General features: G+C 58.3%; 24 protein-coding genes and 1 tRNA gene. 14 read left to right on the top strand and 11 right to left on the bottom strand.

Annotated elements, in window-relative coordinates:
* The first annotated feature begins 262 nt into the window (after positions 1 to 262).
* Together NTD86_RS23540 and NTD86_RS23535 are read left to right on the top strand one after the other, a co-directional pair.
* Entirely contained in the window at positions 263 to 532 is a 270-nt protein-coding gene (locus NTD86_RS23540; RefSeq protein WP_262205785.1) for an ogr/Delta-like zinc finger family protein, read from the top strand.
* Positions 529 to 888, top strand: a complete 360-nt coding sequence (locus NTD86_RS23535) for a hypothetical protein (protein WP_262205784.1) — start codon at positions 529 to 531, stop codon at positions 886 to 888. The genes NTD86_RS23540 and NTD86_RS23535 overlap by 4 nt, the downstream gene beginning before the upstream one ends.
* A gap of 77 nt (positions 889 to 965) precedes the next feature.
* Here NTD86_RS23535 and ung read toward each other — a convergent pair whose 3' ends face one another.
* Positions 966 to 1,658 (bottom strand): uracil-DNA glycosylase, encoded by a 693-nt coding sequence (gene ung / locus NTD86_RS23530; RefSeq protein ID WP_262205783.1) that lies wholly within the window; start codon positions 1,656 to 1,658, stop codon positions 966 to 968.
* Positions 1,659 to 2,244: 586 nt separating this feature from the next.
* On the opposite strand from ung, the gene NTD86_RS23520 reads away from it, so the two are divergent.
* The 7 genes from NTD86_RS23520 (at position 2,245) to NTD86_RS23490 (ending at position 7,429) form a co-directional block, all read left to right on the top strand.
* Entirely contained in the window at positions 2,245 to 2,466 is a 222-nt protein-coding gene (locus NTD86_RS23520) for a cysteine-rich CWC family protein (protein ID WP_262205781.1), read from the top strand.
* Between the two features lie 33 nt (positions 2,467 to 2,499).
* Positions 2,500 to 3,210, top strand: coding sequence for a pseudouridine synthase (locus NTD86_RS23515; protein WP_262205780.1), 711 nt, complete (start codon positions 2,500 to 2,502; stop codon positions 3,208 to 3,210).
* 77 nt (positions 3,211 to 3,287) lie between these two features.
* Positions 3,288 to 4,160, top strand: a complete 873-nt coding sequence (locus NTD86_RS23510; RefSeq protein ID WP_262205912.1) for an alpha/beta fold hydrolase — start codon at positions 3,288 to 3,290, stop codon at positions 4,158 to 4,160.
* A 107-nt stretch (positions 4,161 to 4,267) separates the two neighbouring features.
* Positions 4,268 to 4,341 (top strand) — tRNA-Gly (locus NTD86_RS23505).
* Positions 4,342 to 4,666: 325 nt separating this feature from the next.
* Entirely contained in the window at positions 4,667 to 5,578 is a 912-nt protein-coding gene (locus tag NTD86_RS23500; protein WP_262205779.1) for a LysR family transcriptional regulator, read from the top strand.
* Positions 5,579 to 5,718: 140 nt separating this feature from the next.
* Positions 5,719 to 6,918 (top strand): NAD-dependent formate dehydrogenase, encoded by a 1,200-nt coding sequence (locus NTD86_RS23495; protein ID WP_262205778.1) that lies wholly within the window; start codon positions 5,719 to 5,721, stop codon positions 6,916 to 6,918.
* Between the two features lie 7 nt (positions 6,919 to 6,925).
* On the top strand, positions 6,926 to 7,429 hold the full coding sequence (locus NTD86_RS23490) for an HPP family protein (protein ID WP_262205777.1): 504 nt from the start codon (positions 6,926 to 6,928) through the stop codon (positions 7,427 to 7,429).
* Between the two features lie 95 nt (positions 7,430 to 7,524).
* Here the strand turns inward: NTD86_RS23490 and NTD86_RS23485 are convergent, their stop codons facing one another.
* The 9 genes from NTD86_RS23485 to NTD86_RS23445 all read right to left on the bottom strand — a co-directional run bounded on the left by NTD86_RS23485 (position 7,525) and on the right by NTD86_RS23445 (position 14,556).
* A complete protein-coding gene (locus tag NTD86_RS23485) occupies positions 7,525 to 8,529 on the bottom strand; it encodes an isopenicillin N synthase family dioxygenase (protein WP_262205776.1) in 1,005 nt (334 codons plus the stop codon).
* A 12-nt stretch (positions 8,530 to 8,541) separates the two neighbouring features.
* Positions 8,542 to 9,285: an amino acid ABC transporter ATP-binding protein gene (locus NTD86_RS23480; protein ID WP_262205775.1), complete on the bottom strand. Its 744-nt coding sequence runs from the start codon at positions 9,283 to 9,285 to the stop codon at positions 8,542 to 8,544.
* Positions 9,285 to 9,998: an amino acid ABC transporter permease gene (locus tag NTD86_RS23475; RefSeq protein WP_262205774.1), complete on the bottom strand. Its 714-nt coding sequence runs from the start codon at positions 9,996 to 9,998 to the stop codon at positions 9,285 to 9,287. Before NTD86_RS23475 ends, NTD86_RS23480 begins: the two co-directional genes overlap by 1 nt.
* Positions 9,995 to 10,693: an amino acid ABC transporter permease gene (locus NTD86_RS23470; protein ID WP_262205773.1), complete on the bottom strand. Its 699-nt coding sequence runs from the start codon at positions 10,691 to 10,693 to the stop codon at positions 9,995 to 9,997. Before NTD86_RS23470 ends, NTD86_RS23475 begins: the two co-directional genes overlap by 4 nt.
* Positions 10,694 to 10,790: 97 nt before the next feature.
* Positions 10,791 to 11,612: an ABC transporter substrate-binding protein gene (locus NTD86_RS23465; RefSeq protein WP_262205772.1), complete on the bottom strand. Its 822-nt coding sequence runs from the start codon at positions 11,610 to 11,612 to the stop codon at positions 10,791 to 10,793.
* Positions 11,613 to 11,880: 268 nt separating this feature from the next.
* Positions 11,881 to 12,768 (bottom strand): metal ABC transporter substrate-binding protein, encoded by an 888-nt coding sequence (locus NTD86_RS23460; protein ID WP_262205771.1) that lies wholly within the window; start codon positions 12,766 to 12,768, stop codon positions 11,881 to 11,883.
* A gap of 29 nt (positions 12,769 to 12,797) precedes the next feature.
* Positions 12,798 to 13,667, bottom strand: a complete 870-nt coding sequence (locus NTD86_RS23455; protein ID WP_262205770.1) for a metal ABC transporter permease — start codon at positions 13,665 to 13,667, stop codon at positions 12,798 to 12,800.
* Positions 13,664 to 14,419: a metal ABC transporter ATP-binding protein gene (locus NTD86_RS23450; RefSeq protein ID WP_262205769.1), complete on the bottom strand. Its 756-nt coding sequence runs from the start codon at positions 14,417 to 14,419 to the stop codon at positions 13,664 to 13,666. The genes NTD86_RS23455 and NTD86_RS23450 overlap by 4 nt, the downstream gene beginning before the upstream one ends.
* Entirely contained in the window at positions 14,416 to 14,556 is a 141-nt protein-coding gene (locus NTD86_RS23445; protein ID WP_262205768.1) for a hypothetical protein, read from the bottom strand. The genes NTD86_RS23450 and NTD86_RS23445 overlap by 4 nt, the downstream gene beginning before the upstream one ends.
* Positions 14,557 to 14,823: 267 nt before the next feature.
* Here NTD86_RS23445 and NTD86_RS23440 point away from each other — a divergent pair, with 267 nt between their 5' ends.
* Both NTD86_RS23440 and NTD86_RS23435 read left to right on the top strand, forming a co-directional pair.
* Positions 14,824 to 15,207 carry a DUF2946 domain-containing protein gene (locus NTD86_RS23440; RefSeq protein ID WP_262205767.1) on the top strand — a complete coding sequence of 128 codons (384 nt, stop codon included), beginning with the start codon at positions 14,824 to 14,826 and terminating at the stop codon, positions 15,205 to 15,207.
* A 95-nt stretch (positions 15,208 to 15,302) separates the two neighbouring features.
* Complete coding sequence (locus tag NTD86_RS23435; RefSeq protein WP_262205766.1) at positions 15,303 to 17,564, top strand: TonB-dependent receptor; 2,262 nt, start codon at positions 15,303 to 15,305, stop codon at positions 17,562 to 17,564.
* 51 nt (positions 17,565 to 17,615) lie between these two features.
* On the opposite strand, the gene NTD86_RS23430 is transcribed toward NTD86_RS23435, so the two are convergent.
* Positions 17,616 to 18,503, bottom strand: a complete 888-nt coding sequence (locus tag NTD86_RS23430; protein WP_262205765.1) for a LysR substrate-binding domain-containing protein — start codon at positions 18,501 to 18,503, stop codon at positions 17,616 to 17,618.
* Positions 18,504 to 18,626: 123 nt separating this feature from the next.
* Here NTD86_RS23430 and NTD86_RS23425 point away from each other — a divergent pair, with 123 nt between their 5' ends.
* From NTD86_RS23425 to NTD86_RS23415, 3 genes are read left to right on the top strand one after another with little or no spacing between them, the layout of a single operon-like run.
* Complete coding sequence (locus NTD86_RS23425; RefSeq protein ID WP_262205764.1) at positions 18,627 to 20,252, top strand: BCCT family transporter; 1,626 nt, start codon at positions 18,627 to 18,629, stop codon at positions 20,250 to 20,252.
* Positions 20,249 to 21,370: a mandelate racemase/muconate lactonizing enzyme family protein gene (locus NTD86_RS23420; protein WP_262205763.1), complete on the top strand. Its 1,122-nt coding sequence runs from the start codon at positions 20,249 to 20,251 to the stop codon at positions 21,368 to 21,370. Before NTD86_RS23425 ends, NTD86_RS23420 begins: the two co-directional genes overlap by 4 nt.
* Positions 21,371 to 21,386: 16 nt before the next feature.
* Positions 21,387 to 22,511, top strand: a complete 1,125-nt coding sequence (locus tag NTD86_RS23415; protein ID WP_262205762.1) for a mandelate racemase/muconate lactonizing enzyme family protein — start codon at positions 21,387 to 21,389, stop codon at positions 22,509 to 22,511.
* Positions 22,512 to 22,521 lie beyond the last annotated feature (10 nt).

Below are 22,521 nucleotides of genomic sequence, written 5' to 3'. Positions count from 1 at the left end.
TATGTAACATTTCTCATCAAAATAAAAGACTATTTAAACAGCCAACCAGGAAAAAACAAACACATAAAGAAAACCAGAAAAAAAGATTACTTATCCGGAGTCATCATTCTTACAAGAACAGTTAAAAAGGATTACTCATCATCAAAAAACTGACTAACCCAGACATATGGTGTCAGCCTGCATGATCAACGGATTGATCTTTCTTTGAAATTAACGTGCTTATTCAAACGAGCACACAACAATAGTTCAATTGGAGTCAGTCATGAGCACCTATAAAATGGTTTGTCCGCATTGCTTAAGCAGAATGCGTATTCGCACCAGCGAAGGTCGACATATCTTCTTACGCGTCGCTTATTTGCAATGCACAACCGAAGCCTGCGGCTGGTCAGTCAGGGCAGAATTTGAAATGACCCATGAGCTGTCTCCCAGTGGCATGCCGAACCCGGACGTGCGCCTGCCGGGTGTCAATCAGGAGTTGCGCCAAGCGGCGCTACCCTCCGAAAAAAATACTGCCGAGGGCGCCCGCGCATGACTCTTATTTATTCGCAAATCGAAGATCCCCCCTACCTTCAGCAAGCTGCGCTGGTGTTCTTGCAACGTTATCAGGCTCAGCACCCCGGTAACGATCAGGTGCTTTTTTGCAAGGCCGTTCGGTATTTGGTCACGACGTTTGAATTAAGCACAGCGCTTGCGGAAAAGCTGGTCAGTCATGCCTATGGCGATTTAAAAACCATTCATGAACGACGACGTCTGGACGTCAGTGCCAGCAGCGATACGCTCGCTGTGATTACCGACCCAGCCAACGGCATGACCTGGGCTGTGCCTGTCGCAGCAATAGTCGGCAGAGTGATTGAAGCGCCCGATAACTGTCGCTTGCGCCTGGTCTGATCCAAGTTCGGCTCAGGTCATTGCGCCTCAGCACACCAGGCGCATGACCTGGTGTGCCAACGGCGTGTGAGCCCAGATCAAACAGGCGGTAATTTCCAGTCGATCGGGGTCAGGCCATTCTGCTCAAGAAACTTGTTGGCCCGACTGAAGTGCCCATTGCCGATAAAACCCCGATAAGCCGACAGCGGCGACGGGTGTACGGAGGTCAGCACCAGGTGCTTGGTCGCATCGATCAACTTTTGCTTGCTCTGCGCATGGGCGCCCCAGAGCAAAAACACCAGTTTGGGGTTCTGCTCGCTGACCACTTGAATAATGCGATCGGTGAAACGCTCCCACCCTTTTTTGGCATGCGAGGCGGCAATCCCTCGCTCAACGGTCATCGTCGTATTGAGCAGCAACACGCCCTGATCTGCCCAGGACTGCAAACAGCCGTGAGACGCGATATCAATATTCAAATCACGCTTGAGTTCTTTATAGATATTGACCAGCGAAGGTGGCACAGCGATACCCGGCTGAACGGAGAAGCACAAACCGTGCGCCTGGCCAGGTCCGTGATACGGATCTTGCCCGAGGATGACCACTTTGATTTTGTTCAGCGGGGTTGAGTTCAGCGCATTGAAGATCAGTGGCCCGGGCGGGTAGATCTCCTTGCCTGCGGCATGCTCCTGGCGCAAAAACTCGCGCAGCTCATCCATGTAGGGTTCATCGAACTCCTCACGTAAAGCCTGCTTCCAGACAGCCTCAAGTTTTATACGATCATCCGACGTCATGGCTACACCCTTAAAAACAATGCCGCGGACACTAAGAAAGCGCGCCTCCATTGTCAATTGATCAATATCCTGCAGCCCAGGCCGACGACGCGCACGCCAGCCTGGGCTGCAGGAGTTCGTACACTTATTCACTCAGTGGTTTATCGGCCTCCCCACCCTCGGCCATACCCTCCTCCATAGCCATAGTGATACCCATACGAAGGCCCCCAGTAGTGGGGCGCCGGAACATAGTAGGGATGCGGATAAACATAATAAGGGTGGTAAACGCCGTAGTAATAAGGCGTTGGCACCGTATACACCTCAGAGCGATAAACGCTGTAGCCCGAGTTGTACGGAACACATGCAGACACAGCCAAACCCAATACAACAATAGAGAGTAGACGTCGGAACATGGCGGCCTCCTGGACCGCGAAAGGGCACGCTCCAGCGGCGCTGGACGGCGGCAGACAGCAAGGCTGCCTGACCCTTTCTATGACCGCGAAAAGCAGATTCAGTGCCCTGAAGAAATAACCGCCTGACCAGCGGACAAGCCCTGCACAAGGCATACAATAGGCCCCGACGCCAGCGACCCCACGGACATCCCGACATGACAGCCCCCGACCTCTGCCCTGCCTGTGGTGCACGCAATGACTGCTCCCTGGCCAGTGCGCAAACCGAGCATCAGCCCTGCTGGTGTTACAGCATCAGCATTGCGCCTGAGATCCTCCAGGCCTTGCCCCTCGAACAACGCAACAGCGCCTGCCTGTGCCCGCGCTGCGCCGATGTGCTCAGCCAATTGCCTCCAGCGCCCCCTGAACACCTCGCGTAAGATGCACGCCTGTACTTCCTGTGATTATTCGTTATGCGCGTAGACCGTTTTCTGAGCAACCATCCCCAGTTCAACCGCCAGCAGGCACGCCTGTTGCTGATTGAAAGACGTGTGCGGGTGGATGGCCAGACCGTGTCTGACCCGCACCATGACGTTCGAGAATTCAGCCGGGTTGAAGTGGATGACCAGCTGTTGCAGGCCGGCAAGCCTGCACGCTACTTCATGCTGCACAAGCCGCCCGGCTGCGTCAGCGCCACTCAGGACCCGGAGCACCCGACGGTGCTGGATCTGCTCGACGAGGCTGACAAACACGACCTGCATATCGCCGGTCGACTGGACTTCAACACCAGTGGCTTGATGCTCATCACCAATGATGGCCACTGGTCTCGCCACCTGACGCAACCACAGACCAAGCTGCCCAAGGTGTACTACGTCGAGACTGAACAAGAAATCACGGACGACTACATCACCCGGTTCGAACAGGGCGTGTACTTCGCCTACGAGGACCTGACCACCCTGCCCGCCACGCTTGAACTGCTCGGCCCACGCTCGGCGCGTTTAAGCATTGTGGAAGGCCGCTATCACCAGGTTAAACGCATGTTTGGCTACTTCGACAATAAGGTCGTACGCCTGCACCGTGAACGCATTGGTCCATTGCTGCTGGACAGCCAACTCGCCCCCGGTGAATACCGCGCGCTGACAGCCCGGGAAGTTGCCTGTTTCAAGCCCGGACCAGCGGTTTAAAGGCCACGCCTGCTTGTCACAATCACAGCGCATTATCAGTCTGACAGACGCTCGATTCACTGGAGTCAGACGCCATGATGAAGCCCGAAATCGCTGTGCTCGACCTTCAGGGGCAATATCGAATTCACACCGAGTTCTATCGCTCTGATACCGCGCAAAACACCATCATTCTGGTCAACGGCTCGATGGCCACCACGGCATCGTTCGCTCAAACCGTCAAAAACCTTCATCCGCACCTCAATGTCGTCCTTTACGATCAGCCCTATGCAGGTCAGTCAAAACCCCACAACCAGCACCAGAAATTTCTGACAAAAGAACTGGAAGCCCAGGTGCTGCTGGAATTGGTTGCGCATTTTGACGCGCAATATGTGCTGTCATTTTCGTGGGGTGGGACCGCTGCATTGACCGCCTTGGCGGGTTCACCGCAGCGCATCAAAAAAGCCGTCATCAGCTCTTTTTCTCCGCTCATCAATCCGCCCATGCGCAACTACCTGGAGCGCGGCCGCCGATGCCTGGCAGACCGCAACCGCCCCCAGGTCGGCAACCTGGTCAACGACACCTTGGGCAAACACCTGCCCTCACTCTTCAAGCGCTTCAACTATCGGCACGTCAGCACCCTGGCCGAACACGAGTACGCGCAGATGCACTTCCATATTGACCAAGTACTGACCGGCGACCCCGAGTGCTACCTCAAGGCCACCCAACGCATCGATATACCGGTACTGTTCATCAACGGCGAGTGGGACGAATACACCGCAGCCAGCGACGCACGGCAATTCGCCTGCGCGATCCGCGACAGCCAATTTGTTTGTTTGGAAAACACCGGGCACTTTCTGGACATGGAACACAAACAGGCCAGCCACATCAGCAAGATTGCCTTGCTCGACTTCCTGACCTCGCCAGCGCCTCTCCCTACAAGCCCCGCACAGCACACATCAATGGCGCTGTAACGCCGGCAAAAACAAGAAAAGAGTTTTAAAAACGCCTGAACATGCGCTTTTGAAGAATAAAAACTTCTCATCAGGGCCAAGTTCTGGTACAAAGTTAGCCGCTTTGAGCGGGTATAGTTTAGTGGTAAAACGAAAGCTTCCCAAGCTTTAGTTGAGGGTTCGATTCCCTCTACCCGCTCCAGATTCCCCCCACGTTCTCAGGCTCCCCGGCCACTCTCTCGCACTCTTTCCTCTTCTTCGCAGCAACCCAATAATTTTGCATCCAATTCAGCTTCCATAGACGCATGATGGTTCGCCTTGACTGACTAGAGCCCCCATCTGCGGGAGCAGGCATACCGAGTTGTTTGCACCACAAAACCGCTCTTTCCTAGCGTTGATTGTTCGCCGCCCCCCCCAAAACTCCACCGTTTATCCCACGCGCTATAGTGTTAAGCACATCGCGCTGGAGCCCCCCGCACCTTGTGTTTCTCCAGCCACACCAGAATAAAAACAAGGAATGCCCGGCCATGCTTTTACGCCAATTGACCTACCTGGTAACGCTTTCTCAGGAGCAGCATTTCGGCCGTGCGGCTGAGAAGTGCAACGTGTCGCAGCCCACGCTTTCTGAGGCGATTCGCACGTTGGAGCAAGACTTGGGGATTTCGGTGATGCAGCGCAGTCGCCGCTTTGAGGGGTTTACCGCTGACGGTGAGAAAGTTCTGGTCTGGGCCCGGCGCATTCTGGCGGACTGTGGCGCCTTGCGGCAGGAGGCCAGTAACCGGGAGCGGGACCCGGCCGGATCATTGCGCCTGGGGGCGATCCCCACGGTGCTATCCATGGTGCCGCTGATGACCGACTCGTGCCTGAGCACTTACCCGCGCATGGCCCACGAAATCTACACGCTGTCCACGTCAGACATTTTGCAAGGCATCAGTAATTTCGAGCTGGATATCGGCATGACGTATCTGTCCGATGGCAGATTGCAGGCATTTGATACCTATCCATTGTTCACCGAGCGTTATGTGCTGGTGGCGCGTGATGACACCGGTCTGCGTGGTAAAGCGGCGCTCACCTGGCGCGAGGTCAGCGAGTTGCCACTGTGCTTGCTGACTCGCAACATGCAATGCCGTCAAGGCGTGGATGAGGCGTTTGCCAAGGCCGGTGTGCACATCACGCCACGGGTGGAGACGGACTCGATGATGGTGCTGTATGGCCACGTGCGCTGTTCGGGCCTTTACAGTGTGGTGCCCCACAGTGTGTTGGCGCTGTCTGAAATGCGCCAGGAAATCACCGCAATCCCTATTGTCCCGCAGTTACAAAGAGAGATCGGCCTGGTTATGTTGCAGCGCGACCCTCAGCCCTTGCTGCTGGCGTCGGCGCTGAGCATGTTTACCTCCCTCGACCTACAAAGCCGTGTAGATGCCTTCCTGACCTGTTGATCGGTTTATCTGATTTATAGATCGGAACAAGCGATTGGCCTTTGAAAGCCCCTTCCCTGAGGATCCTTATCGAGCAGCAAGAACTGCTCGGGCGGGGGCTCAGAAAAGGCGCTCGTCAATTCCAATAACAGGAGGCTCCAATGGCGAAGATCATTTGCGTACTTTACGACGACCCTGTCACCGGCCAACCCAAGACCTACGCCCGCGATGGACTGCCACATCTGGACCGTTACCCCGACGGTCAAACCCTGCCCACCCCCAAAGCCATCGATTTTGTACCCGGCACGCTACTGGGCAGTGTTTCCGGCGAGCTCGGGCTGCGTAAGTACCTGGAGTCCAATGGCCACGAACTGATCGTGACCTCCAGTAAAGATGGCGCCGACAGCGTGCTCGATCGCGAGCTGCACGATGCGCAAATCGTGATTTCCCAACCGTTCTGGCCGGCCTACATGACTGCCGAGCGCATGGACAAAGCGCCCAAGCTGAAAATGATCGTGACTGCCGGGATCGGCTCGGACCACACCGACCTGCAGGCCGCGATGGACCGCAACATTACCGTGGCAGAAGTCACCTATTGCAACAGCAACAGCGTGGCCGAGCACGTGGTCATGACCACCCTCGCCCTTGTGCGCAACTACCTGCCGTCCCACGAGTGGGTGCTCAAAGGCGGCTGGAACATCGCTGACTGCGTAGAACGCTCCTACGATGTCGAAGGCATGCACGTAGGCACCGTCGCTGCTGGCCGTATTGGTCTTCGCGTGTTGCGCCTGCTCAAGCCGTTCGACATGCACCTGCACTACATGGATCGCCATCGCCTGCCTGAAGCGGTCGAAAAAGAGCTGAACCTGACGTACCACTCCAACCTGGAAAGCCTCACCAAAGTCTGCGATGTGGTGACGCTGAACTGCCCGCTGCACCCTGAAACCGAGCACATGATCAACGCCGAATCGCTGAAAAAATTCAAGCGCGGCGCGTATTTGATCAACACCGCTCGGGGCAAGCTGTGTGATCGTGATGCAGTGGCAGAAGCCTTGCGCAGCGGCCAACTGGCGGGCTATGGCGGCGACGTGTGGTTCCCGCAACCGGCGCCTGCCGACCATCCATGGCGCAGCATGCCGCACCAGGGGATGACGCCGCATATCTCCGGCACCAGCCTGTCGGCGCAAGCGCGCTATGCCGCGGGCACCCGTGAAATTCTGGAGTGCTACTTCGAAAACCGCCCGATCCGCGACGAATACCTGATCGTTAAAGGCGGCAAACTGGCGGGCGTAGGAGCTCACTCCTACAGCGCAGGTAACGCGACCAAGGGTTCGGAAGAAGCCGAACGCTTCAAGAAGTGAACCTGCGATGAGTCAAACTCCGCCAGGCACCTCATCCAACGTGACACCCCCTGTGCGGGCTCGGGCCGGTCAGCTGTTGCTGGCCGGTTTCGGCGCGTTTCTGGCACTGAGCCTTGTCGGCCTGCTGGCTGAACACAGCGAAGCTCCGTGGATCATCGGCTCATTCGGTGCCAGTTGCGTGCTGTTGTTCGGGTTCCCCAAAGGGCCATTCTCGAAAGCACGCAATGTGATTGGAGGCCATCTGCTGTGCTCATGCACAGGGCTGATGTGTCTGTACGTGCTGGGGCCTGGCGCCTTCCCCATGGCATTGGCCTGCTCACTGGCGCTCGTGCTGATGACCCTCAGCGGCACGATTCACCCGCCGGCGGGCGGTAACCCCATCATCGTTTTCATGGTTGATCCGGGCTGGACATTTGCCCTGATGCCTACGCTGGCCGGCGCTGTCCTGTTGACCCTCGTTGCATGGCTCTACTGGAAGGCGATCGAGGCGTTAAGCAAGGCATGGTTGTAACGAGATTGGCAACATAAAACAGTAGGAGCGAGCTTGCCTCGCGATCTTTTTAACATCAAAAGATCGCGAGGCAAGCTCGCTCGTGCAAATCGGCTTTACCGCAAGTTTTCACGCAGTTGCGGGAAGACTTTCGAGACTTTGTTCAGCAGGTAGTCGCCGTACTCACCGTGGAAGGCGTGAACATTGGCCTGGTCCCAGCGTTGGGCGCTGTCGTCCTGTTGCTCGACCGCGGGCAAGCCTTCAATCGGCTGGACTCGGGCGCGGAAGTTGGGGTCGAAGAACAGCGGGAATGATAACCGGTCCGAGCCCGAGGTGTTGCGCGCAACGCGGTGCGGCGTCGAACGGTATAGCCCGCCGGTCATGCGGTCGAGCATGTCGCCGATGTTGCACAGAAACGCGCCGGGGATCGGTGTCGCGTCGATCCAGCCTTGCGGGGTGCGCACTTGCAGGCCGCCAATGCTGTCCTGATGCAGGATGGTCAGCAGCCCGTAATCGGTGTGCTCGCCCACGCCCCACTGCACATCCAGCCCTTGCGGCACAGGCTGCGAGGGGTAGTTGAAAAGGCGGAAGAGAATCAATGGATCGGCGGTGTAGCGGTCATGAAAATACTGCGCGTCGAGCCCCAGGCTCAGGGCCACGCCTTCCATCAAGCGATGCCCCAATTGGGTGACCGCCTCCATGTAAGCGAGGATGGTTTCGCGAAAATCGACGACATCTGGGAACAGGTTCGCGCCATGAACCGGGGTCTTGGCCACGACTTCTGGTGCGGCCTCGTCCAGTTCCGTGCCCAGGTACAGCCCTTCTTTCCAGTCGGGGCGGTTTGAGGTCAGTTCCCCGCCCAGCGGGAAGTAACCGCGCCAGGCGCGCCCGCCCAACTCCATACGCCAGCGCAGTTTGGTGGCTTCGTCGAGTGCAAAGAACTCATGGCTCAGGGTTTCAAGGCGCTGAACCAGTGCCGGGTCGATGCCATGCCCGACAACATAGAAAAAGCCCTGCTCGCGGCAGGCGCGGCTGATCTGCGCAGCGACGTCATCACGCCCGCTTTCAGCCAACAAGGGCGCCACATCAATGATGGGCAGTTCCCGGATCGAATCAGTCATGGCAACTCGCCCTCAAACGGCAGAAGAGAAAGGTGTGCGGATATCCGCCAAAAATTTCTGTGTGCGCGGATGTTCCGGGTTCTGGAAAAACGCTGCAGCGGGCGCCCGTTCCAGTACCCGACCCTGATCCATAAACAGCACCCGGTCAGCCACTTCGCGGGCGAAGCCCATTTCGTGGGTCACCACGACCATGGTCATGCCGTCGCGGGCCAAGTCGCGCATCACCAGCAACACCTCCCCGACCATCTCCGGATCGAGCGCACTGGTGGGCTCGTCAAACAGCATGAGCGGCGGGCGCATTGCCAGCGCCCGGGCGATGGCGACGCGTTGCTGCTGGCCACCGGACAAATTGATCGGAAATGCGCTCGCCTTATGCGCCAGCCCCACACGGTCGAGCAACGCCATGGCTTCTTTTTCAGCGTCTGCACGGCTCAGGCCGCGCAGACGAATCGGCGCCAACGTGCAGTTTTCCAGCACGGTGAGGTGGGGAAAAAGGTTGAACTGCTGAAACACAAAGCCGATGTGTGAACGGAATTGGTTCAGGTCCAGGTCCTTGGCATGAATGTCCTGGCCATCAATCAGAATGCGTCCGGACTTGATCGGTTCCAGGCGATTGAGGGTGCGGATCAACGTCGATTTACCCGACCCTGAAGGCCCGCAAATCACCACCACTTCGCCCTTGGCAATGTGCTCATCAACATCCACCAGCGCCTGATAGGTGCCGTACCACTTGTTAACTTTTTCCAGCCGAATCATCAGGTCACCTTGCTGTTGTCAGTTAAGGAAACACGTTGCGTCTGACGCCGCTCCAGCCAAAAGGCGAAACGTGACAGGCCAAAGCACAACACAAAATACGAGAGCCCCAGAATCAGGTAGACCTGAGCCGGCATGGTGAACACTTGGGTATTGATCTGCGAGGCGATAAAAGAAACTTCCGTCAGGCCAATGATGTAGCCCAATGAGGTTTCCTTGATGGTCGACACAAACTGGTTGACCAGCGAAGGCAGCATCGTGCGCAGCGCCTGTGGCAGGATCACCCAGCGCATCGTGCGCCAGTAGCCAAAGCCCAACGAACGCGAGGCTTCAACCTGCCCGCGATCAAGCCCCAGTATCCCGGCGCGAACGATTTCTGAGAGGTACGCCGCATCGAAGATCACCAACGCAATCAACATGGTGGTGAATTGGTCGGTCTTGAAGCCGGTGAGGCTCGGCAGGAAAAAGTACGCCCAGAAAATCACCATCAATAACGGCGTGCCGCGCACCACAAACACCAGTGCCGTGACCGGCCATCGCAGCCAGCGCCACGGGCTGAGCCGCGCCAGGCCGAACAGCACGCCCAGCGGCATGGCCAATACCAGCGCAGCCGATGCCAGGATCAAGGTCAGCGCCAACCCTCCGAGCGGCCCGTTGGGGTATTGACCGACCAGGAAGTACACCCAGTACGAATCGATCAACTCTAAGGTGGTCATCGCGATTTCACCTGCACATAGCGGTGTTGATACCACGCCGCGACGCCGGTAATCAGCAGCGACACGCTGAGATAAGCCGTTGTGGCAAAGGCAAAGGATTCAAGGCTGCGGAAGGTTGCGGTTTCCACCTGACCGGCCTGGTACATCAACTCGGCGACACCGACCACCGTGGCGATGCTGGTGTTTTTCCACAAGTTGAGGGTCTGCGAAATCAGCGGTGCAACGGTCACCCGCAAGGCTTGCGGCAAAACCACCAGGCGCATGCTTTCAAGGTAACCAAAACCCAGGGCGCGCCCGGCTTCGAGCTGCACAGTGGGGATCGCACGAATGCCGCTGCGAATGTCTTCGCTCATAAAGGCTGCGGTGTACAGCGTCAGCGCGACGATGGCACTGATGGCCTCGATGTTGCCGGCGTAGAGCCACTCGCGCAAGGATTCGGGCAGGAACTCGGGCGCCGCGAAATACCAGAACAGCATGTGGGCCAGCAGCGGAATATTACGGATCGACTCGACGTAGGCAAACCCCAGCCATTGCAGCGGGCGCACAGGTGACAGGCGCAGCAAAGCGATGAACAAGGCCAGCGGCAGTGCGCACACCAACGTGACACAGGCGAGCTTGATGGACAGCATCAAGCCACTGAGCAGCATGTCGTGGTATTGACCGCTCAGGAGTAACGAATAATCAAAATCCAGCATCTCACGCAAAACTCTTGGAGACCGGCTGGCCATTCATTGGCGTTGCCTGGCGTTACCAGACCAGCAATGTCACGACCAGCCCGCCTAATGGCAGCGGTTACTCAACCTGATCGGAGTCGATCTTGAAATGGCGCTCGGCCTGGTTGGATTTGGTGCCTGGGCCGTACCATTTCAGGTAGAGCTTCTCGGCCTCACCCGAGCTTTCAAGACGCGCGAGCGTCTTGTCGACCGCCGCTTTCAAGTCGCTGTCTTTGGGCAACGCCAGTGCCAGCGCTTCGGTGCTGAGGTTCTCCGGCAGGATTGCGTAGCCCGCGGATGCTGCGCCAATCTTCGCGAAATCGTTGGTCAGGGCCGACTCATCATCGACAAAGGCCTTGCCTTTACCTTGTTGCAAAGCCAGTAGCGCTTGTTGCGAGGTATCGAACGTCACGACTTTAGCGCTAGGCAATGCCTTGAGAATGTTGGGTTCCTGAGTGCCGCCTTTCACGGTCAGAATTTTTTCACCGGCCAATTGATCAAGCGCGGTCACACCGCTGGACTTCTTCACCATGGCTTTCTGGCCAGTGATCAACACCGAATACGAGAAATCGACCAGCGCCTCACGTTCTTTGTTGTGCGTCAGCGAAGCGGCCAACAGGTCTACTCGCCCCTGCTGCAATTCAGGAATACGCGCCGCTACAGCGATCTGTTTGTAGACCGGCTTGACGCCCAGGTCCTTGGCAATTTCATTGCCCAGGTCGATTTCATAACCAATGATCTGGCGAGTCTTGGGGTCAACGAAACTGTTGGGCTCGTCGGTACCCAACGTACCGATCACAATCTCGCCCTTGTTCTTGATGGCAGCGACATCGGCAAATGCACCCACGCTCACAATAGACAGTGCGAGCGCAACGGCCGAACTCAGAAGGCTAATTCTCATCTCAGGATCTCAAAAGAAAAACTCAAGAACGCGACCCAGCCACCGATCGGCAGTGCAGGCCATTCGCCGCGGATACTACCAACCCGCAAGAATGGTGATAAAAGAACTATTTAATATATCCATATCGCATTAATGATTGTTGCGCAGGTTTGACGAGCGCCATCCACCTGTGGAAGCGGGCTTGCTCGCGATGCAGACGACTCGGACTATCTGTTAGACCTTGTCGATGCAATCGCGAGCGAGCCCGCTCCCACACAGTGCAAACGTTTTAATTGCCTTTCATGGCCGTCGTCAGTTTGTCGACGTTGTAGCGGAACATCTGCGCGTAGGTTGGCGCCGGGCCATCAGCTGGCGACAGCGATTCGACGTACAACTCGCCACCTGGCTGGGCACCGCTGGCATCGGCAATTTGCTTGACCAGACGCGGATCGCTGGAGTTTTCGAAGAAGTAAGTGCTGACGTGTTCTTGCTTGATCTGGCGGATCAAGGCGCCAACGTCTGCGGCCGAAGCTTCAGTCTCGGTCGAAAAGCCCAGCGGCGACAGGAAGGTCACGCCGTAAGCATCGCCGAAGTAACCAAACGCATCGTGGGAGGTCAGCACTTTGCGCTTGTCAGCAGGGATCGCCTGTACTTGGGCGCGGGCATACGCGTCCAGTTGCTCCAGTTGCTTGATGTACTGCTCGCCCTTGGCCTGGTAGTCGCGGGCATTGGCCGGGTCGGCTTTCTGCAAGGCGCTGATGATATTGCGCACATACACTACGCCGTTCGCGGCACTGTTCCAGGCATGCGGATCGGTGATCTGCTTGCCGTCTTCTTCCATGCTGCGGGTCTTGATGCCATTGGACAACACCACCGGCTGGCCCTGATAGCCCGAGGCTTTGATCAAGCGATCAAGCCAGCCTTCCAGGTGCAGGCCACTGACAAACACCAGGTCGGCACCCTTCAACGCTTTCGCGTCGTTAGGCGTTGGTTCGTAGGCATGCGGGTCGCCATTAGGCCCGATCAGCGAGGTCACATGCACGTGATCACCGCCAACGTTGTGCACCATGTCAGCAATGACAGTGAATGAAGCCACCGCTTCGATAGGTTTTGCCTGGGCAAGACCGGCCATACTCGACAGTGCAAAAACAGCAGCCAGCAGCATTTTTGGCTTCATTCGAATCCCCTCGTTGTGAGTGTCTGAAATCAGTGGTTGAGATGTGTTTTAGGGAGCAAGCGACGGACCATTCCACTGCGGCCAAACAGCAGCGAAAGGACATAAAAAGCACTGGCGGTCAGCACAATCGCCGGGCCGGAAGCGACACCGGCATGATAAGAAACGATCAAGCCAATAAATCCCGAGAGCGTGGCGACCACGGTTGAAATGATCATCAGCGCGCTCAACGAGGTGGCCCAGAACCGCGAGACGGTGGCCGGGATGATCATCATGCCCACCGCCATCAACGTCCCCAGTGCCTGGAAGCCCGCCACCAGATTGAGCACCACCAGCAACAGGAACAGCACGTGATACAACGAGCCCTTCCCGCCCACGGCGCGCAGGAAGCCGGGGTCGAAACACTCGAGGATCAGCGGCCGATAAATCAGCGCCAGCACGATCAAAGTGAACGAAGCAATGCCGCCGACCATGAAAATAGCCTGGTTATCGATGGCCAGAATCGTTCCGAAGAGCACGTGCAGCAAGTCGACGCTGGAGCCGTGCAGCGACACAATCAGCACGCCTGCGGCCAGCGAGGTCAGGTAAAAACTGGCAAAGCTGGCGTCTTCACGCAGGGTCGTGAAGCGACTGACCAACCCGGCCAGCAACGCCACTAAAAGCCCGGCGATCAAACCGCCAAACCCCATGGCGGGCAATGACAGACCGGCGAACAAAAAACCCACCGCCGCGCCGGGTAAAACCGCATGGCTCATCGCATCGCCAACCAGGCTCATGCGACGCAACATCAGCAGCACGCCGACAGGACCGGAGCCGATGCCCAGTGCCAGACAGGCAATCAGCGCGCGGCGCATAAAGCCGAACTCCACGAACGGCTCCACCACCATCTGATAGAGGATCATGACGACTGCTCCTCGTTCATCTCACACGGCGCGGCATCGTCACTCCAGTATTCGGCCATGTTGCGGGCCCGGCGCAGGTTGTCGGCGTGCAAAACGGTCGCGGTATCGCCCCAGGCAATCGCTTCGCGGGCCATCAACAAAGTGTTTGGAAAGTGTTTGCGAACTTGTTCGATATCGTGCAGCACGGCAATTACCGTGCGCCCCTGACCGTGCCAGTCGCGGATCAGTTTGAGCAGGTCTTGGGTGGTGCGGGCATCAATGGCGGTGAACGGTTCGTCCAGCAAAATCACCGAAGCGTTCTGCATCAATAAACGGGCAAAGAGCACCCGTTGAAACTGCCCTGACGACAGCGAGCCGACACTTCGCGCTTCAAACCCCTCAAGCCCGACGGCGATCAGCGCCTCTTGTGCCTGCCGGGCCTGCTCGCGACTGACGCCACGAAAAGCCCCGATGCTGCGCCAGGCACCCATCAATACCGTATCGGCCACGTTCAACGGAAAGCTGCGATCAATCTCCGCTGCCTGGGGCAAATACCCCAGATTGCGCAAGGCCAGATTGCCGCGATCCACCCGCCCGGCCGCCGGTTTAAGCGTACCGGCAATGGTTTTGATCAGCGTCGATTTGCCGGCACCGTTTGGGCCGACAATCGCGGTCAGGCTGCCCGCGTCAAAGCAGCCGCTGATGTGGTGCACCGCGGGGCGGCGCTCATACGTGACGGTCAAGTCATCCAGGCTGATGCTTATCGCACTCATGGAATGGCCACCGCCCAGGCGATGCCCAGCCATAACACAACCAGAACGGCCGCAGAGGTCAGCAGTCGCTTACCCGCAGATTGCGCCAGCGCAGAGCTGACAATGCCTGCAACAAGGGGGGAACGGGGAGTCTTCACGCGGGTCGCTCGAAATATAATGTAATGATATTACATCCCTGAAATCTGTTCTGCCAAATGAATACCTTTTAATGACCTTCGAAAACTGCAGCGCCTGCTCGTGCCCGCCATAGAAACTGACCGCGTATCAGCCATTTGCCGTCGACGCGCGCCATTTTGCCGCACCTCTCTTGAGCGCTTGATCGGCGCGGGGTGGCGCCGCGCAAGGCTCGCGCCTCAGCACACATCACTGGGAGCCGCGCAAAAGCGATGGTAGATTGCCGCCCCATGATGTTTGCCCGTCACCACCGATCGCTCATTGCCTGGATGCTGTTTGCTTTCATCCTGTTCAACGGGCTCGCCTGCAGTATTTGCCACGGGCAAATGCTGGGCGCATTTTCGATGACGCCAGCCAACATCGACTGCGGCATGAGCCACGGCGCCCCGCACGAGATGAAGGGCATGTCGAAAATCAGCGACCTGTCGCCCACGTCCATGAAAGCCATGGACGACACCTGTTCATTTGCCGCCTCGGTGGCGCAGGCACTGATCTTCTTTATCGCGTTGGGATGGCTGATTCGCCGAGTACGCCCTGCCCGCGCCCAGCCCCGCGGCCAACTCAAGCCACCGCCCCGCTACCTGATCCCCAGGCTTCAACCACAAGCCCCATAACCTGCCGTTGGTTCACGACGCGCTCTTGCGTCGCTCACTGATTCGACAACGTTATGACCGCGCCCCTTGCGTGCGCGCGGCTTTGTGGTGAAAACATGTCTGAACACAACGTAAAAATGGCGCCTCTGGCGTCAGGGCGTTTACGCGCCCTGATGAAACGTATCGGCTTGCCGGTTAACCCTTTGCTGCTGGCGAGCGCCAGCTTTTTGCACCTCCCGGTGGCCTTGGCCGACACCGGCTCAACCGTGGTCCTGGACGCATTGCAGGTCACCGGTACGGCCCTCTCCCCTGTCCAGGATCCGTTGCACCTGGATGACAAAAACAGCACCGGCAGCCGCCTGGGTCTCACCGCCCGGGAAACCCCGGCCACGGTCGAGGTCAAGACCCAGCAAGACATGCAGGTCAAAGGCCTGCGTACCACCAAAGAAGTGTTTTCCGATATCAACGGCGCCACGGTCGGCAACGTCCCTGGCAACCCCGCGGTGCTGACGATGCGCGGCTTCAGCGGCAGTGCCATTAACGTGCTGCAGGACGGGGTACGGGTAGCGGCCTCGACGTTCATCACCCGCGACGTCGACACCTGGAACTACGACCGCGTCGAGGTGCTCAAGGGCCCGGCGTCGGTGCTGTATGGCGAAGGTGCGCTGGGCGGCGCGGTGAACATGATTACGCGCAAGGCCAGTCTGGATGGCCAGCACGTGGACGGCATGTTCAGCGCTGGCAGTTTCAATACCCGGCGCGCCGCCATCGGTGTCAACCAGCCACTTTCCGATACCGTGGCCGTGCGCGCGGACATCAGTTCGTTGCGCTCCGATAGTCTCTACAACATTGACCATCAGAACACCACGGCCCTGGGCCTGACTGGCAGCTTGCTCTATACGCCCAACGACGACCTGTCGATGCTGTTCGCGGTCGATCATTTTGATGACGAGTACGACTCCACCTACCAAGGCGCCCCGCTGGTCGGCGCCTCGGCGGCTGGCCACGCCAGCGGCATTGTGAAAAATCCCTACGGGCTGGTCATCGACAAATCGGCCCGCTACCGCAACTACAACCCTGACGGCGCTCACTCCGGGGCCCGCAGCACCGCATTGCGCTGGACCACGGACTACCGCATCAACGACGACTGGTCACTCAACAACCTGCTCAGCTATTACACCGCACGCCGTGAGTTCTTCCTCTCGGGCGATCAGGTCTATAACAACAGTACTGGGCAACTGGACCGCACGGTTCAGCGTATCAGCCACGACCATCAGTTCTGGAGCGAACGCTTGAGCGCCACCAACGACACCCTGCTGGGCGGTTTTCGTAACCGCTTCACGGTCGGCGGCGAATTCAACTACACGCGCTTCACCAACCCCCGACAAAACGGCACGACCACCTCGGTGGATCCGCAGAACCCGGAGGTCGGTAGCTTCCCGTCCAGCGCTGCCGGCAACTGGCCAGGGGCCGGCAAAAACCTGATTTACCAAACCAACATGGACACCACCGCGCTGTTTACCGAAGACGCGTTCAACCTCACACCTGACTGGTTATTGATCGGCGGTTTGCGCTACGAAGACATCGACGTGCGCCGCTCGGTCAGCGACCTCTATCTGGGGACCCGCCAAGCGTTCAGCCCCAACTACACATCGCTTTCCTGGCGCCTGGGCACGGTCTATAACCTGACGCCCGACGTACAGCTGTATGCGCAGTACTCCACGGCGGTGATGCCAGTGTCGTCTTTGCTGCTGATCTCCACCGCCAACGGCGATTTTGACCTGTCCAAAGGGCGCTCGGTGGAAGTCGGTTTCAAGGCCAGCGCCTTTGACGGACGGACCTCGGTGCTCGGCTCGCTGTACTGGATCCGCCTGAATGACATTCTGACCCGCGACCCTAACGACTCGACATTGACGGTTCAGGGCGGCAGCCAAGTCTCCAGGGGCATGGAGCTGACCACGTCGACCCAACTGACCTCGCAACTTGAAGTCGATCTGGGCGTGTCACTGGTCGATGCGCGTTACGACCAACTGATCGAGGCAGGCGGCGCGGACCGCTCCGGCAACCATCCGGTCAACGTTCCGCACACCACCGCCAACGCCGCCGTGCTGTACCGTTTGAACACCCTGCCGGTGACACTTGGCGCGTTCGTCAAACACGCCAGCGGGTTCTATACCGACACGGCCAACACTTACTTTGTACAAGGCCACACCACGCTGGATGCGTCGATCAGTTATGAGCTGAAAAACGCCACTGTCACCCTGCGCGGGCGCAACCTCACCAATGCGTTTTATGGGGAGTATTCCGGTTACTCGGCGACTCAGATTTTTCTCGGTGCCCCGCGCAGCGCCGAATTGGGGGTGACGTTCAAGTTCTAACCAGGAGCGACCTGTGAGCGTCACCGGCGCTCACAGGTCGACACCCGCCCATCAGTTGCCCCGGGCTTCGTCCTTGATCCACTCAATGAACTGGCGGGTCATCTCACTGACGCCTTTTTGCCGTTGGGTCAGCAGGTAGTAAGCCAGCTTGTGGCGCATGCTCAGGTGAGGAAACGGGATCACCAGTTCCCCGTTGCGCACTGCCCGCTCACACAGTTCTATGGCGCATAACGCCACGCCGTGCCCCTCAATCGCCAGTTGCGCCAGCACGTTGGAATCGGTCACCACGTGCCCGGTACGCACATGCAAATCCGCCTGCGGGTAGAGCGCCAACCAGCTCTCCCAATCGTGATAATGCCGATCATGCAGCAAAGGCTGATTTGCCAGATCGGTAGGCGTGTGAATGGCCTGCGCCAGCTCGGGCGAGCACACGGGTACGTAATTCAACCCCATCAAGTACTCCACCTCAAAACCGGGCCAATCGGCGGTGCCCCATTTGATCGCCAGTTCGACTTCGTCCGGAAACTCCACCCGCTGGGTGCTGAGCAACTGTTGAATGTGCAACGCCGGAAAACGCCGGGTGAAGTGCTTGAGGCGCGGGGTCAGCCAGAACGCACTCATCACCGGTTCCGCCTCGATGTACAACACCGGTGGTGCCGCCTGCCGGGCGCACTTTTCAAAGGCGCCGACCAATTGTTCAAAAGGCCCGCGAATATCACCCAAGAGTGTCGCCCCTGCCTTGGTCAGCGTGACCGTGCGCGTGGAACGCACGAACAAAGGCACACCCAACACTTCTTCGAGCTTCACCACCTGCTGGCTGACCGCCGACTGCGACAAATGCAGCAGGTTTGCCGCACGCGTGAAGCTGCCCTGCTCGGCCACCGTTTTAAAGGCCAGCAGCAATGTGAGATGGGGCAACCGCTCGGTGAACTTATTCATAAGAGGTCGTTATCAGTCCATTACTAAATCGCGATTCTCTCGGCGCGAGAGCCTGCCTACATTAGTCCCAGACCCCGCAAATAAAGGGGGCCTATCCAATAATTACAATAGTTGGGACTCAATATGCTGCAAAACACGCAGAAAGACCTAACCCTGATTTTCACCAGTATCGTGGTGATTTCGCTCACGGTTATCGGGCTGATGATGTTTCCCGATCAGGCCAAGGTGGTGGCCGATCACTTATTCACGTCTGCGACCATGACCTTCGGCACCCTGGTGCAAGTGCTGGGCTTTGCTTGTGTGATTCTGGTAATCGGCCTGGGCTTGAGCAAATACGGCAACATCCGCTTGGGCGAAGGCAAGCCGCAATACAAAAACACCAGTTGGATCTTCATGTTCATTTGCGCGGGCCTGGGCTCGGCGACCATGTATTGGGCTTTCATGGAGTGGGCGTATTACTACCTCACGCCGGGCCTGGACATTGCCGCCGCCAGTAAGCAAGCGCTGGAAATGAGCATCGCTTATTCGTTCTTTCACTGGGGCATCACGCCGTGGGCAATCTACGGTATTGCCTCGCTGGCGATGGCCTATCACTTCCACGTCCGCAAGAACAAAGGCTTGAGCCTGGCGGGCATTATTGAAGCGATTACCGGCTTCAAGGCCCACGGCGCGGTCGGGCGGATCATCGATCTGATTTTCCTGTTTGCCACTTTCGGCGGGCTGGTGCTGACCACCACCCTGACCGCTTCGACGGTCGCCAAAGGGCTGTCGGATCTTACCGGCCTGACTGACGGATTCACGCTCAAGGCGTCCCTGGTCATTTTGGTAACGGTGGTGTTCTCGCTCAGTTCGTACATCGGCATCAGCTCCGGCATGCAGCGCCTGGCCAAGCTGGCCTGTGGCATGACCTTGCTGTTTGCCCTGGTGGTGCTGGTGCTGGGTCCCACCCTGTTCAGCATCAACAACACCGCCAACGCCATTGGCCTGACGCTGCAAAACTTCATCCACATGAGCCTGGCCACCGACCCAACCGGCAACGGCGAATTCGCACGCGGCTGGACCGTGTTCTATTGGCTGTACTGGATCACTTACGCGCCCGGCGTGGCGATCTTTGTGACCCGCGTGTCCAAGGGCCGCAAGATCAAGGAAGTGGTCATGGCCATGATCCTGGGGGGGTGTGGCGGGTGCTGGTTCTTCTTCGGCAGTCTGCAGAGTTTCGCCATTCACCAGTTCATCACCGACGTGGTCAACGCCCCGGCGATGCTCAGTGGCGCCGGCGGTGAAGCTGCGGTCTCGTTGCTGCTGAACAGCTTGCCATTCGGCAAAGTGCTGTCGGTGATCTACTTCGTATTGATGCTGGTCTTCCTGGCCTCGCACCTCGACGCCGTGGCTTATACCGTAGCCGCCACCAGCACCCGCAACCTGCGTGAAGGCCAGGACCCCTCGCCTTCCCTGCGCTTGTTCTGGTGCCTGATGCTGGCCGCGCTGCCACTGGCAATGCTGTACATCAACGCCTCGCTCAACACGTTGAAAACGGCGGTGATCCTGACCGCCATTCCGTTCATTTTTATCTTGTTCGTGAAAATCTGGGGCCTGCTGAAATGGCTGCGTGAAGACTATGCCGCCATGCCCGCCAACCTGATTGAAGAACAGAGCCAACACCTGGCCACGATGGATGCCGCGCAAGCCCGCATCGCCCGTAACAACCTGCGCCACGGTACTGCGACGACTCTGGAAACACAGCCATGAAAATCATTGATGTAGAAGCCATCTGGTTGCGCGTGCCCGCGCTCGATCACGCCTGCGAATGGGGCGAAGATGCCTTGATTGTGCGCATTCATACAGACACCGGGCTGATCGGCATTGGAGAAACCGACAGCTCTCCGGCAGTGATCAAAGCCTTGATCGACACCCCGGCTTCCCATGAGACCTGCCAGGGCTTGCGCGGCATTCTCTTGGGTGAAAACCCGCTGGAAATCGACCGCTTATGGAAAAAGATGTACCGCCAATCCGAGTACATGGGCCGTCGCGGAGCTGCGATTCATGCGATCAGTGCGCTGGACATCGCACTCTGGGACCTGGCTGGCCAGCATTACGGTGTGCCGGTGCATACGTTGCTGGGCGGCAAATACCGCGAGCACATCAACGCCTACGGCACCTTTATCCCTCGACCGGACGAAGCCGGCAACCGCGAGCTGGTGCGCGGCTTGATGGCCCAAGGGCTGCGCAGTATCAAATTGGGCGGTGGCGGGTTTGGCGAAAACTTGCGTAAAGACCAGGCCCTGCTGCGCGCCATTCGCGAGGAGATCGGTGACGAGGTACAGCTGCAAATCGATCTGGTCGGCCGCTGGCGTAACTACCCGCACGCGCTGGCGCAATGTGAGGCATTGCGTGAATTCAATCTGAACTGGATCGAAGAGCCGCTGCCCTCAGATGACACGCGCGGGCTGGCGTATCTGGCCGAACGCTCGGGCCTGCGTATTTCCGGAGGCGAAGGCTTGGCTACACGGCATGAGTTCCGGCACTTCCTCGAGGCGTCACGGCCCGCGATCATTCAGCCAGACATCACCCGCTGTGGCGGGATCAGCGAGATGCGTCACATCTACGAACTGGCCCAACTGCATGGCGCGCAATTAGTGCCGCACGGGTTCAGCACCGGGATTCTGCTGGCGGCCACGGTGCACTTTCTTGCAGCCAGCGAGTTCGGTGAGCTGATCGAGTATTCGCAAAGTGACAGCCCGCTGTTCCGTGGCCTGGTGAAAAACCTGCTGCCTCTGCAAAACGGTCAAGTCCCGGTGCCAGACACGCCGGGCCTGGGTGTCGTGCTCGACGAGGCGATGATTGAACGCTATCGCGTCCATCCATAAACCCAGGAGGTAGCACGTGAACAATCTGATCATTGAGCGCGCCGAAGTTTTTGCCTGTACGCCACCGATTCGCGGCTCAACCTGGACCCCTGAACAGCCCGAGCCGTGCACCACCCATACGTTTATTCGTCTCACCACCCGTGACGGCGTGGTGGGCTGTGCCGCGACCGACTCATACACGTCGCATCATCGCGATGCGGTGCTGGCGCAAACCCTGCGCGACATGATCCCGGATCTGATCGGTCGCTCGGCACTGGAGCGGGAGAAGCTGTGGCAGCACTTTCAGCCCAAGGCCTATGCCCGCTCGGCACAGGCTCAGGCGCTGATTGACGTGGCGTTATGGGACATCGCCGCGCAGGCAGCCGAACAGCCGTTGTTCAAACTGCTCGGCGGGTTTCGCGAACGTATCGACGCCTACGCCAGCACCCCGGTGCTGGCGACACCGAGCGCCTATGTCGAGACCGTGCAGGAACTGGTGGAAAAGGGTTATCGCGCGATCAAGTTTCACTGTTGGTGCGACCCGGCACGCGACCTGGAATTGATTTCACAAGTGCAGCGTGCCCATGGCGGGAAAAACCTGGCGCTGATGCTCGATGTCGAACAACGCTATGACCTGCAAGCGGCGCTGACAGTGGGCAGGGTATTGGGCGAATGGGATTACGCCTGGTTCGAAGCGCCACTGGATGATTACGACCTTGCGGGGTATCGGCAATTGACCGCACGGCTGGACGTGCCGGTGCTCCCCGCCGGCAATGCCATCACCGACTATCGGTTGGTTGCATTTGCCGCGCAGCAGCACTGTTGGAGCCGGATACGGGTCGACGTCATGACCTGCGGCGGGATTACCCCAGCGCTTAAAATCATCAATAACGCGGCAGCCAACGGCATAGCAGTGGAACTGCAAAGCTGGGGGCACTCGCTGGCACAAGCCGCCAACTTGCACCTGATGCTGGGGCAGCCCACCAGCCGCTATTTTGAGCAGGCGATGGAATATGAACTGTTCGAATTTGCCACGGCCAATCCGATCCGCACCAATGCACAGGGGCAAGTCGCTGCGCCCGGCAATACGGGTCTAGGGCTTGAAATCGATTGGGACAAGATCAGGCACTGTGCAGACATTCAGCTCAGCGCAGGTCGCTAACACGCTGTGA

Source organism: Pseudomonas sp. 7P_10.2_Bac1, from assembly GCF_025465935.1.
GTDB lineage: Bacteria > Pseudomonadota > Gammaproteobacteria > Pseudomonadales > Pseudomonadaceae > Aquipseudomonas.
The sequence above is the reverse complement of the archived record's forward strand: the minus strand, read 5'-3'. Positions and strand labels throughout refer to the sequence as shown.